Below are 12,547 nucleotides of genomic sequence, written 5' to 3'. Positions count from 1 at the left end.
CCCGATTGTGTTTGCGAACAAGAGATTAGCCATGGCCCATGACAACGCTCCCCGCCTGGAGCCCCGCCTGTTTCATCCCCGTTACTGGGCCAGCTGGTTCGGCCTCGGCCTGCTCTGGCTGCTGACCCTGCTGCCGTGGCGTAGCCAGATGTGGCTGGGCCGTCAGCTCGGTCGTCTCGCCGCCAGGATATTGAAGTCCCGGGTCAAGATTGCCCGTCGCAATCTGGAGCTGGCGATGCCCGAGCTGACCCGGGATGAGCGGGAGAAACTGCTTAAGGCAAACTTCGAGAGCGTGGGCTGCGCCGTGTTCGAGGTGGGGATCGCCTGGTTCTGGCCAGACTGGCGGATGCGCAACCTGATGAAGGTGGAAGGGGAAGAGCACGTCATCGCCGCCATGGAAAAAGGTCAGGGCATGCTGCTGCTCTCCTGCCACTTCCTGACGCTGGAACTCAACGCCCGCTGTTTCGGGTTGGTGCGCCCCGGCGTGGGGGTCTATCGCCCCAACACCAATCCGGTGCTGGAGTATGCCCAGTACCACGGCCGCTGCGCCTCCAACAAATATCTGGTGGACCGGATGGATGTGAAGGGGATGATCAAGGCGCTGCGCAACGGTGACGCCCTCTGGTACGCGCCGGATCACGACTACGGCAGCCACGCCAGCGTGTTCGTGCCCTACTTCGCGGTGGAGCAGGCGGCGACCATAACCGGCACCGCCACTCTGGCGCGGGTGAAAAACACCGTCACCCTGCCCTGCTACAACATCCGCACCAGCGAGGGTTACACCCTGCATATCGGCGCGCCCCTTGCCGACTACCCCAGCGGGGATGACATGGTTGATGCCGCCCGCGCCAACCGCGAGATTGAAGCCGCCGTGCGCAAGGCGCCGGAGCAGTACATGTGGCTCCATCGCCGCTTCAAGACCCGCCCCTCCTCCGAGGATACCGGCTTCTACTAAGCCGCTGCCCCGACAGGGCTCAGATCGCAAAAACCGACAAACCGCCTGCTGGCGGTTTGTTTTTATCTGCTATCAGCCCTGCACGGCAAGTAAGCTACCGAAACATGATTGGCGCAATCCCCCTCGGCACTTTTCCTCAACTCTCCATCAGCCAGCAGCAAAAGAACCCTCATCACCAACCGTAAAAACTGAAAGCGGGTTACAAATTTATTGATTCATTGATAAACAATGGAGTGTTTCGATAGATCCATCGTCACCACCCGCTGATGAGTTATTGAGTGATTTGCTCCATTCGAATACAAAAACTGAATTTGTGATGCAAATCACCTTTACGCAAAGACACGGCAAAGACGAGTTGGCGATCTGAATCACAAAAAATGGTCATTAAAAATAGAAAAGATCGAAATGTAGCCGAATTACAGCTCTCGAACGTGATCAGGATCACTGGTTTTGGAGGGGGTATCGCTGGGTATCTGAGATCTGTATCACAAGACACCCCGTTTTCAGCCTAATTTGATCGCAAGCTGGTAGATTGAAGTTGCTTAGACGACCGGGATGGAGGTTCGGCAAAACCGGCCATCCCGAACTACCACTTTTAATCAAACAGGCTTAAAACGGGGTCCCGACATGTTATCACCGGATACCAAAGTCAAGATACAGAATTTTGGACGCTTCCTGTCCAATATGGTCATGCCCAACATAGGCGCCTTCATCGCCTGGGGCTTTATTACCGCCCTCTTTATCCCCACCGGCTGGCTGCCCAATGAAACCTTGGCCAAGCTGGTCGGCCCCATGATCACCTACCTGCTGCCGCTGCTGATTGGCTACACCGGCGGCAAGCTGATGGGCGGTGATCGTGGCGGCGTGGTCGGTGCCATCACCACCATGGGCGTCATCGTGGGGACCGACATCCCGATGTTTATGGGTGCCATGATGGTCGGCCCGCTCGGTGGCTGGGCCATCAAGCGTTTCGACAAGGCGATGGACGGTCGCGTCAAGAGCGGCTTCGAGATGCTGGTCAACAACTTCTCCGCTGGCCTTATCGGCATGCTGCTGGCGATCCTCGCTTTCTTCGTGATCGGCCCCTTCGTCAAGGTGCTCTCCGGCGTGCTGGCCGGTGGCGTCGGCTTCCTAGTGGATAACCACATGCTGCCGCTCACCTCCATCTTTGTCGAACCGGCCAAGATCCTGTTCCTCAACAACGCCATCAACCACGGCATCTTCTCGCCGCTGGGGATCCAGCAGGCGACCGAGCACGGCAGCTCCATCTTCTTCCTGATCGAAGCGAACCCGGGCCCGGGCATGGGCGTGCTGCTGGCCTACATGGTGTTCGGTCGCGGTGCGGCCAAGCAGTCTGCGGCTGGCGCCTCCATCATTCACTTCTTCGGCGGCATCCACGAGATCTACTTCCCGTATGTGCTGATGAACCCGCGCCTCATTCTGGCGGTGATCGCCGGCGGCATGACCGGGGTCTTTACCCTGACCCTGTTCAACGCAGGTCTGGTCTCCCCCGCCTCACCGGGTTCCATCTTCGCCGTGTTGTTGATGACGCCGAAAGCCTCCCTGATCGGGGTGCTGCTCTCCATCACAGCCGCCACTCTGGTCTCCTTCCTGGTCGCCGCCGTGTTCGTCCGCGCCCAGCAGCCGGAAGCCGATGAGGCCGATGCCCTCGGTGAAGCCACCCGCAAGATGAAAGCCATGAAGGGCGGCAAGCCCGAAACCGCAGCGGCCAAGAAGCCGGGCGGTGAACTGATGGCGGTGCGCAATATCGTGGTCGCCTGCGATGCGGGCATGGGTTCCAGCGCCATGGGCGCCGGCATGCTGCGCAAGCGGGTACAGGCCGCCGGGCTCGATATCAACGTCACCAACCGCGCCATCGATCAGCTCGACGATCAGGTGGACTGGGTCATCACCCACAAGGATCTGACCGAGCGGGCCCGTCGCCATGCGCCGCATGCCCACCATATTTCACTGACCAATTTCCTCGACAACGGCCTCTATCAGGAGCTGGTACAGAGCCTGACTCAGGCCGCCAACGACGATGTCGCCAACCCGCAGCTGCTGGTGGCGGCCAACGACGACAGCTATGAGCCGCAAGCGGCCGAAGTCTTTACCCTGAGCCGTCATGACGTGCATCTGGGACTGAAAGCCGACAACAAGGAGGCCGCCATCCTGACCGCAGGCCGACTGCTGGCGGAGCGCGGTTACGTAGCGCCCGACTACGTCAACGCCATGCTGGAGCGCGAACAGCTGGTCTCTACCTACCTCGGCGAATCCATCGCCGTGCCCCACGGCACCATCGCCGCCAAAGAGTTTGTGAAACGTACCGGCATCGTCATCTGCCAGTACCCGGCCGGGGTCGCCTTTGGCGAAGCCGCCGATGAGGTGGCGCGGCTGGTGATCGGCATCGCCGCTCGCAACGACGAACACATGCAGGTAATAACCCGCCTGACCAATGCACTGGATGAACCCGGTCTCATCGACCGGCTGGCCAGCACCACAGATCCCCAGGCCTTCCTGGATCTGCTGGGTGCCGAACAGGCAGCCTAATCATCTTTCATCGTCTTTGGTTCAAGAGGTTAATATCATGAAAACATTGCATTTTGGTGCCGGCAACATCGGTCGCGGCTTTATCGGCAAAGTGCTGGCGGATGCCAGCCATCAGGTCACCTTCGCCGACGTCAACGACACCCTGATCGACCAGCTCAACCACCGTCAGGAGTACAAGGTCCATGTGGTAGGTGCGGATCAGAAGCTGGACGTGGTACGCAACGTGGCAGCGGTCAGCTCCGCCGGTCACGAGGTGATCGCCCGCATCATCACCGCCGATCTGGTCACCACCGCGGTCGGCCCCAACATTCTGGACAAGATTGCCAGCACCCTGGCCAAGGGGCTGCAGGCTCGCTTCGATGCCGGCAACCTGACACCGCTCAATGTCATCGCCTGCGAAAACATGGTGCGCGGCACCAGCCACCTCAAGCAGGAGGTACTCAAGTACCTGCCGGTCGCGTATCATGCCACGCTCGAATCCTGCATCGGCTTCGTCGACTCGGCGGTGGATCGCATCGTGCCGCCCGCCGCGGCTGCCAACGATGACCCGCTGGAAGTGACGGTCGAGAGCTTCAGCGAGTGGATCGTCGACCAGACCCAGTTCAAGGGGGAGCTGCCACAGGTGGCGGGCATGGAGCCCACCGACAACCTGATGGCCTTCGTCGAGCGCAAGCTGTTCACCCTCAACACTGGCCACATCGTCACCGCCTACCTCGGCAAGCTGCGGGGCTATCGCACCGTGCGCGAGGCGATCGAAGATCCGGTGATCCGCAGCAAGGTGCGCCGCGCCATGGAGGAGAGCGGTGCCGTGCTGGTAAAACGCTACGGTTTCGACCCGCGTCTGCACGCCGCCTATATCGAGAAGATCCTGGCCCGCTTCGCCAACCCCTATCTGGTGGACGAAATTGACCGGGTCGGCCGTCAGCCACTGCGCAAGCTGGCGGCGGGGGATCGACTGGTGAAGCCGCTGCTCGGTACCCTGGAGTACGGCCTGCCCAACGAGCAGTTGCAGGAGGGGATCGCCGCGGCGCTCCACTATCGCAATGCCGATGATCCGCAGGCGGTCGAGCTGCAACAGCTGCTGGCGGAGCTTGGCCCGGCAAAAGCGTTGGCCCGCGTCACCGGACTGGATGAAGAGAGCGAAGTGGTTCGCGCCATCGTCGCCCGTTACGAAACCCTGTAATGACCCTGCTTGCGGCGCATTCAGCCACCACTGATAGCGCGCCAAGCGCTTGAATGGCAAGGGAATGTGCCCCATATGATAGAAACCGGGAGAGAGGCCCACTCTCTCCCTGTCAGCTGGACCCAATGCACCTATGACCACACACCAGGAAGATGAAGTACTGGAACGACTGAACGAGCAGGATGGCCCCCGCGGCTTCTTTCTCGAAGCCGTGACCATCCTGGAAGAGGCGGTCGACTCCCTGATGCGACGCGCGTTCCGTCAGGAGGAGTATGCCGTCAAATACGCCATCGAACCCCTGCTCAACCAGAGCGGCCCCCTCGGCCAGCTGGAGGTGCGCCTCAAGCTCATCTTCGCCCTCGGCCTCATCTCACTCGAGCGCTATCAGGATATCGAAGCCTATATCAAGATCCGCGACTTTCTGGTGCGCGACCCCAAGGATTACCGCTTCAGCGACAAGCCGATCCGCGATCTGCTCGACCGCCTGCACGGGGTCAACCAGGGCGGCATGATGAAGCTGGAGCCCCCCGCCAGCGAAGAGGATTGGGCCTTCTACCAGATGCAGCTCAACCGGCTCGATCAGATGGTGCGCTCCGCACTGGTACTGGCGCTGGCCGACTGTGTCGGCGAGCTCCACAAGGAGAGCCCCATCTAATCCGGCCCCGAAGCCACACCATCACCACGGTTGGCGTCTGGCTGGCGCCCTTCACACCACCGCCAGCCACCATGACGCCGACTGTCGCACATATCCCCATCCCGGCCATGACGCCCACACCTTCGGGTGTCAATCTGACCAACTTAGCCACTACACTAGCTCCATACTCACTGCCTGAATCGAGGTCTGCATGATTGCCCTCTCTCTGGCCGGGATCGCCCTGGTCTCCGTGCTGGCCCAATGGCTTGCCTGGTCGCTGCGGGTGCCCGCCATCCTGTTTCTGCTGCTCACCGGCCTGACTCTGGGCCCGGTCAGCGGCCTGCTCGACCCCGATGCCCTGCTCGGGGATCTGCTGTTTCCGCTGGTCTCCCTGTCGGTGGCCATCATCCTGTTCGAGGGGGCACTGACCCTCCATCTGGCCGAGCTCAAGGGGATCGGCAAGGTGGTGCGCAATCTCTGCTCCACCGGCATGCTGGTCAGTTTCGCCGTCATCGGCAGCGCCGGTTACTTCCTGCTGGGGCTGGACTGGCGGGTTGCCACCATGCTCGGCGCTGTGCTGGTGGTAACGGGCCCGACGGTGATCGCCCCCATGCTCAACGTGATCCGCCCCACCCGGGAGGTGGACCGTATCCTGCGCTGGGAGGGGATCGTCATCGACCCCATCGGCGCCCTGTTTGCGGTGCTGGTGTTCGAGGCGGTACGCCTCGGCAGTCAGGGGGACCTCATCAGCCATACCCTGCTGGCGCTGGGCAAGACAGTGCTGGTCGGTTCCCTGATCGGGGTGGCGGCAGGCTGGCTCACCACCCTGCTCATTCGCAAGGACTGGCTACCGGTCAGCCTGCACAAATTCGGCGTGCTGGCGCTGGTGCTGGTCACCTTCAGCTTCTCCAACTGGCTCAGCCACGAGTCCGGCCTGCTGGCGGTGACCGTGTTCGGCATCTGGCTCGCCAATCAGGAGGGGCTGGATCTGGAAGAGGTGCTGGCGTTCAAGGAAGATCTCGCGGTCATCCTTATATCCAGCCTGTTTATCCTGCTGGCGGCCCGCCTCGATCTGGCACAGCTCTGGCAGCTCGGCCCCATGGTGCTGGCGCTGCTCTGCGTGGTGCAGTTTGTGGCGCGCCCGCTCTGTATTCTGGTCTCGACCTGGGGCTCGGATCTCTCCTGGCGGGCTCGCGCCCTGCTGAGCTGGATCGCCCCGCGCGGCATAGTCGCGGCGGCGGTCAGCGCCTCGTTCGCCATCAGCCTGCATCAGGCCGAGATCCCCGATGCCGACAAGCTGGTGCCGCTGGTATTTGCGGTGATCATCTCCACCGTGGTGTTGCAGAGCCTCACCTCGGCACCGCTGGCCAGCCTGCTCAAGATGCGCCAGAGCGCCCCCAACACCTGGCTCATCATAGGGGCCAACTCGGTGGCGCGGGCCATAGGCCGGGCGCTGGCGGATCAGGGGGTGCCAGTGCAGCTCTGCGATCCCGCCTGGGAGTTCTGCAAACAGGCGCGGATGAGCAACCTCCCCTGCTACTTCGGCAACCCCCAGTCGGAACATGCCGAGCTGCACCTGCCGCTCACCAGCATCAGTACCGTGCTGGCGCTCTCCCCCAACCGCCACAACAACGCCCTCGGGGTGCTGCACTTTGCCCACCTCTACGGCGAGGAGCAGGTCTACTCCCTGCGCTCCAGCGAGCAGCACGGCAAGGCCAACCGGGAGAGCGCCACCTTCCGCGCTCGCCAGAACCTGTTTGGGCCCGATATCAACTATGCCCGCTTGAGCGGTCTACTGAGCCGGGGCGGCCAGATCAAGGCGACCCGCCTGAGCGAGGCGTTCGACTGGGCCCAGTATCAGGCCGCCAATCCCGGCGCCATCCCGCTGTTCATCATGGATGGCAAGGGCAAGCCCCAGATCGTTACCGGCCCCGTCACCCCGCAGGCGGGTGAGCTGCTGATCGCCCTGCAGCCGCCCAGAGAGCAGGGCGCCGAATGAACGAAGCCAACCATAATCCGCTGATCGCCCCTCTGCTGGTGCTATTGCAACAGGCGGCGGGCAGCTACAAGGTGCATGAACTGATGGCTGCTCTGCGCCAGCAGGGGGCGATCCCCCGGCTGGCCGACGACGAGCAGCTGCAGCTGTTTCGGGTCAACTTCCTGATCATGAACGCCCTCTACCAGCTGCAGGCCGAGCTTTATGAAGAGGGTTGGTGGCTGGTGATCAGCACCTTGGATATCCGGCTCGAACCGCTGGCCGGGAACCAGGAGGTCAACCACGGCTTTGCTGTTGGCGAAAATCTGCGTAGCTACTATCTCGACTGGCAGGTGTTCTGGCAGACCGACCGTGCCGAAGTTGAAGCCCTGCTCAACCGCTTCTGGCGCGCTTATGACGGTGAGGGGCACAAAGCCGAGGCGCTCGCCCTGTTCGAGTTGAATGAAGGAACGAGTCAGGAGGCGATCCGCCGCCGCTGGCGGGAGCTGGCACTGCAGCACCATCCGGATCGGGGCGGCAATGCAGAGACCTTTATCCGCATCCGCTGGGCATGGGAGGCCCTGCGGGGATGATCCCGTTGCCGCATATAAAGGGCAGGCATAGACTAGAGCTGGATATTCCCCACAGGAGAGCATCATGACAGTCAGTGAACTTCGTAAGCTCTATCAGCAACAGACCCTGCAAGAGGCTGAAATTCTCCACGACGTGGCCATTCCCGGCTGGCTCATCGAATTCAGAGGCAAGGATGGCGCCCTCTACGAGCTGACCGACACCCTCGGCTGCCCGGTCAGTTTTGGCACCGTAGAGCAGGCCCGCGAACATCTGCATCAGGTGGCCGACTGCCCGGTTCAGGTGGAGCACCTCTACCGCTTCTTCGAACGCTAGCGCCACCCACCACACACTAAAAAGGCTCCCGAGGGAGCTTTTTGTTATTCCGGTTGCTTTCTATTCCGGTTGCAGCGGTTCCACCACCTTGCCCTCCAGCTTTCTGACCGGCTTTTGCAGGATCAGGTTGGCCGGATAGGTGACCAGGTCGCCGTTGTCATCACGCACCCGCACATAGAAGAGGCCGATCTCGGTGATGACGCCGGTGACCGAGTCATCCTTGTCGAGGATGCGGATCCGGTCGCCAATCTTGTAGGGGAAGGCAAAGAAGATGGTGATGCTGGCGGTGATGTTGGAGAGGATCGACCACTGGGCGACCATGGCGACCCCCAGTACCGCAAAGAAGGAGGACGCGAGCACCACCAGCCGGGAGAAGTCGAGCCCCCACACCCCGGCCAGCACCAGCAAGGTGGCGCAGCCGAGCAGGAAGTGGAACACATGGGCCACGTAGAGCACCCGGTTCTCGCTCACCTGCCTGCTCTGGCCGAGCGCCAGCAGGCTCTTGTGAATAAGCCGCCGGATCAGGGTATGACCCAGCAACAGCAGCAGGGTCAGGCCAATTGATTGCCACATGGGTTATGCCTCCTTACCACCAGCGCCGATGCTTGAGCCAGATAGCCAGCCCGCTTGCCAGCGCCACCAAGGATCCGCAGAAGACCCAGAAGGCGGTCGGATTCTCGGCCCCGGGGATACCGCCGAGGTTGATGCCAAACAGGCCGGTCAGGAAGCTGGCAGGTAAAAAGAGCAGCGCCATCACCGACATCTGGTAGGCGCGGCGGTTGGTCGCCTCCGCCATCAGATTGTTGATCTCGTCTGCCAGCACAGCGGTACGTGCCACTCCCGCATCGAGGTCGTCGAGCCAGCGCCGCAGCCGATCGGCGATATCGAGCAGACGACGGCGGTCATCCTCATCCAGCCAGCTGATCTTCTCGTTGGCCAGCCGCGCCACCAGATCCCGCTGGGGGGAGAGGTAGCGGCGGATCATGATGAGCTGCTTGCGGATCAGCGCCAGTCGGCCATTGGCGGGCATGTCGCGCATCAGCACCATCTCCTCCAGATCGAGGATCTTGTCGTGCAGCTCCTCGACAAACTCCCCCGCCCGATCGGTCAGGGCATCGCAGATCTCCACCAGCCAGTCGGCCGGGGTATCGGCGCCCCCCCCCAGCTTGAGCTGGTTGAAGACATCCTGCTCGGAGAGCAGCGGACGACGACGGCTGCTGATGATGAGATCCGGGGTGATGAAGATGCGCAGCGCCACCATCTCTTCGGGCCTGTGATCCTTGTTGTGGTTGATGCCGCGCAGGATCAGCAGCACCGTCTCCCCCATCCGCACCAGCTTGGGACGATTGCTCTGGCCGAGCAGCGACTCCCTGGCCGCCTCGCTGAGCAAGGGGGTCTGCAACAGCCAGCGCGCCGAATCGGGATTGCCGTAATCCAGATGCAGCCAGCCGGGATGCGCCGCCGGGACTTCGCTTCCCGCCGTCAGCGGCGCCATGCCACCCTTGCCATCCAGGGTCAGGGCATAAATCACTTCACCGGGCACCCGATCCATCTCGTCTCCTTCTCGTTTCATGTGCTGGCCCCAGCTTACACCAAAGGTTGGGCCGACTCAGCCCCGCGCCGGGAAGGGGAGGCCTGTGTTAACATGGCCGCTCTCGTTTTCCATCCGCTTTCACTACAGGAAACCATGCCATGCCCATCTGGGTTGATGCCGATGCCTGCCCCATTCCGGTCAAGGAGATCCTCTACCGCGCCGCCCACCGCGCCCAGGTCGTCACTACCCTGGTGGCCAATCAGGGATTGCGGGTGCCCCCCTCGCCCTTCATCAAAACCCAGCAGGTGGAGAAGGGATTCGATGTGGCAGATCATGTCATCGCCCAGCAGGTTCAGCCCGGCGATCTGGTGATCACCGGCGATATCCCCCTCGCCTCCTGGGTGATCGATGCCGGTGGCGAGGCGCTCAATCCCCGCGGCGAGATCTACACTCGCGAGACCATCAAGACGCGGCTCGGCATGCGCAACTTTATGGAAGAGCTGCGCTCGGCCGGAGTACAAACCGGTGGCCCCGCCCCCTTCAATGCCGCCGACAAACAGCGATTCGCCAACGCCCTCGACAAGTGGCTGGTCAAAGGCAAGCTGTAAAGAGACCCTAAAGGCGCCCTACCTGGGCGCTTTTTCGCCGTAACATCCTGATTTTTAAAATAAGAGCTGACCACAACCGTCAGGCTGGTAAGATGCGCCGCCATCTTGTCCACGCCGTAATCATCATGACCGCCCAAGGGCACCTGCTCTTCTCCGTTACCTGCACCCTGATCGCCCATAAACTGCAGCTCACTCCGGCGCTGGCCGATGCCAGCCTGTGGCAGACCATCCCTGCCGCGCTGGCCAGCGCCCTGTTGCCCGACCTCGACCACCCCAAATCGGTGCTGGGGCAGCGCCTGCCGTGGATCTCGAAACCCCTGTCGCGGCTGTTCGGCCATCGCGGCTTCACCCACAGTCTGCTGGCGGTCGCCGCCGCCGTCTGGGGGCTGAACCAGAGCCTGCCGCCGGGCACCCTGCCCGTGGGGGTCAAGGATGCGCTTATCGTCGGCTACCTCAGCCATCTGCTGGGGGACTGGCTCACCCCGGCGGGCATTCCGCTCTTCTGGCCCATCAAGCGCCGTTACCGCCTGCCGGGCTGGCCGCTGCGCAGCGGCGGCGCCATCGAAACCGGCTTTTGCACCCTCACCCTGCTGGTTGCCGGCTGGTGGTGCGGCTGGCGCCTGTAAGCCAGAAACGAAAAAGCCCCTGACGAGGTCAGGGGCCCAAGCAGTGGTGCGAACCACTAGAGGATCAGATCATGATGCCTGCGATAACGGCAGAGAGCAGGCTGACCAGGGTAGAACCGTAGACCAGCTTCAGGCCGAAACGGGAAACCATGTTGCCCTTCTCTTCGTTCAGCGCTTTTACCGCACCGGCGATGATGCCGATGGAACTGAAGTTGGCGAAGGAGACCATGAAGATGGAGAGGATGCCGACGGTGCGCGGAGAGAGCTCGGCAGCCACCTTGCCCAGATCCATCATCGCCACGAACTCGTTGGTCACCAGCTTGGTCGCCATGATGGAGCCCGCTTGCAGCGCTTCACCACTCGGGATACCCAGGATCCAGGCGATCGGGTAGAAGAGGTAACCCATGACGAACTGGAAGTTCACGCCAAATGCCATCTCGAACAGGTAGTTGATCAGAGCGATCAGGGCGATGAAGCCCACCAGCATGGCACCCACGATAACGGCAACGGTGAAACCGGCCATGATGTACTCACCCAGCATCTCGAAGAAGTTCTCTTTCTTCGGGGTGTGGTGCTCGTCACCTTCGGCAATGGCCTTGATGTCGGTCACGGAGTTATCCGGCTCGTAGGGGTTGATCAGCGAGAGCACCACGAAGGTACTGAACATGTTGAGCACCAGCGCGGCAACCACGTAGCGCGGCTCGATCAGCTGCATGTAGGCACCGACGATGGACATGGAGACGGTAGACATGGCCGTCGCAGCCAGGGTGTACATCTGCTTCTCGTTCAGGTGCGGCAGGATGTTCTTGAGGGCGATGAAGTTCTCGGACTGGCCGACGATCATCGAGCTGATGGCGTTGAAAGACTCCAGCTTGCCCATGCCGTTGATCTTGGCCAGCACGGTACCGATACCGCGGATCACCAGCGGCAGCAGACGGATGTACTGCAGAATACCGATCAGCACGGAGATGAAGACGATGGGCATCAGCACCATCAGGAAGAAGGAGAAGGCCCCTTCGTTGACCAGGCCACCGAACACGAAGTCGGTACCCTGTTTGGCAAACTCCATCAGCTTGGTGAAACCGGCGGCAAAGCCCCCCACCACCGCCAGACCCACTTCAGAGTTCAGCATGAACCAGGCCAGCGCCAGTTCGACCACCAGCAGTTGGCCGATATAACGCAGTTTGATCTGTTTCCAGTTGTGGCGGTTAGCCAGCAGAGAGAGAGCGAGGACCATCACCAGTCCGAGCACAAAGTGAACGTATTCCATACCTGTAGCACCTGAGTAAATTGTAATTTTTGACCGGCGCCATCATAGACATTTGCACATTTAAAAATCAGATAGCCATCACAATCCCGCGCAATATTATGGAGGCAGGATAATACAAACGTTTTTAAATTAATTGTGCAATGAACTGATATTAATCGCGCAACGCGGATAACATAAATCCTTTTAAAACATCATGTTGAGTAATGGCGGCGCCGTTTTCATGTTCTTTGAAAATATTTAATCAGCATTTTCGCAACATTCCATGTGGCGCAGTAACTGCTCGTAGAATATTTTCCAGTCATTATA

12 protein-coding genes are annotated in these 12,547 nt (G+C 61.1%); 9 read left to right on the top strand and 3 right to left on the bottom strand.

Annotation, left to right across the window (positions count from 1 at the left end):
- Nucleotides 1-31: 31 nt before the first annotated feature.
- From lpxL to I6L41_RS19270, 7 genes are all read left to right on the top strand, one after another.
- Entirely contained in the window at nt 32-955 is a 924-nt protein-coding gene (gene lpxL, locus I6L41_RS19300) for an LpxL/LpxP family Kdo(2)-lipid IV(A) lauroyl/palmitoleoyl acyltransferase (RefSeq protein ID WP_136502368.1), read from the top strand.
- Nucleotides 956-1,582: 627 nt separating this feature from the next.
- Nucleotides 1,583-3,505: a PTS mannitol transporter subunit IICBA gene (locus I6L41_RS19295; RefSeq protein ID WP_216960713.1), complete on the top strand. Its 1,923-nt coding sequence runs from the start codon at nt 1,583-1,585 to the stop codon at nt 3,503-3,505.
- Nucleotides 3,506-3,542: 37 nt separating this feature from the next.
- Complete coding sequence (locus I6L41_RS19290) at nt 3,543-4,688, top strand: mannitol-1-phosphate 5-dehydrogenase (protein ID WP_162628412.1); 1,146 nt, start codon at nt 3,543-3,545, stop codon at nt 4,686-4,688.
- Nucleotides 4,689-4,821: 133 nt separating this feature from the next.
- A complete protein-coding gene (locus I6L41_RS19285; protein ID WP_005335907.1) occupies nt 4,822-5,343 on the top strand; it encodes an MltR family transcriptional regulator in 522 nt (173 codons plus the stop codon).
- Between the two features lie 190 nt (nt 5,344-5,533).
- A complete protein-coding gene (locus tag I6L41_RS19280) occupies nt 5,534-7,321 on the top strand; it encodes a sodium:proton antiporter (RefSeq protein ID WP_216960709.1) in 1,788 nt (595 codons plus the stop codon).
- On the top strand, nt 7,318-7,890 hold the full coding sequence (locus I6L41_RS19275; protein ID WP_216960706.1) for a DNA-J related domain-containing protein: 573 nt from the start codon (nt 7,318-7,320) through the stop codon (nt 7,888-7,890). The genes I6L41_RS19280 and I6L41_RS19275 overlap by 4 nt, the downstream gene beginning before the upstream one ends.
- 64 nt (nt 7,891-7,954) lie before the next feature.
- Nucleotides 7,955-8,203 carry a hypothetical protein gene (locus tag I6L41_RS19270; RefSeq protein ID WP_216960703.1) on the top strand — a complete coding sequence of 83 codons (249 nt, stop codon included), beginning with the start codon at nt 7,955-7,957 and terminating at the stop codon, nt 8,201-8,203.
- A gap of 60 nt (nt 8,204-8,263) precedes the next feature.
- Here I6L41_RS19270 and I6L41_RS19265 read toward each other — a convergent pair whose 3' ends face one another.
- Both I6L41_RS19265 and zntB read right to left on the bottom strand, forming a co-directional pair.
- On the bottom strand, nt 8,264-8,776 hold the full coding sequence (locus I6L41_RS19265) for a mechanosensitive ion channel domain-containing protein (protein ID WP_005335914.1): 513 nt from the start codon (nt 8,774-8,776) through the stop codon (nt 8,264-8,266).
- Between the two features lie 13 nt (nt 8,777-8,789).
- Entirely contained in the window at nt 8,790-9,755 is a 966-nt protein-coding gene (gene zntB / locus I6L41_RS19260) for a zinc transporter ZntB (RefSeq protein WP_005341467.1), read from the bottom strand.
- A gap of 140 nt (nt 9,756-9,895) precedes the next feature.
- Here zntB and I6L41_RS19255 point away from each other — a divergent pair, with 140 nt between their 5' ends.
- Both I6L41_RS19255 and I6L41_RS19250 read left to right on the top strand, forming a co-directional pair.
- A complete protein-coding gene (locus I6L41_RS19255; RefSeq protein WP_216960700.1) occupies nt 9,896-10,345 on the top strand; it encodes a YaiI/YqxD family protein in 450 nt (149 codons plus the stop codon).
- A gap of 125 nt (nt 10,346-10,470) precedes the next feature.
- Entirely contained in the window at nt 10,471-10,971 is a 501-nt protein-coding gene (locus tag I6L41_RS19250; RefSeq protein ID WP_201995202.1) for a metal-dependent hydrolase, read from the top strand.
- Nucleotides 10,972-11,035: 64 nt separating this feature from the next.
- On the opposite strand, the gene I6L41_RS19245 is transcribed toward I6L41_RS19250, so the two are convergent.
- A complete protein-coding gene (locus tag I6L41_RS19245) occupies nt 11,036-12,241 on the bottom strand; it encodes a NupC/NupG family nucleoside CNT transporter (protein ID WP_005363118.1) in 1,206 nt (401 codons plus the stop codon).
- Between the last annotated feature and the right edge of the window lie 306 nt (nt 12,242-12,547).

Source organism: Aeromonas sp. FDAARGOS 1411, from assembly GCF_019047125.1.
Lineage (GTDB): Bacteria > Pseudomonadota > Gammaproteobacteria > Enterobacterales > Aeromonadaceae > Aeromonas > Aeromonas veronii.
This window is presented reverse-complemented; position numbering and strand designations above follow the sequence as displayed.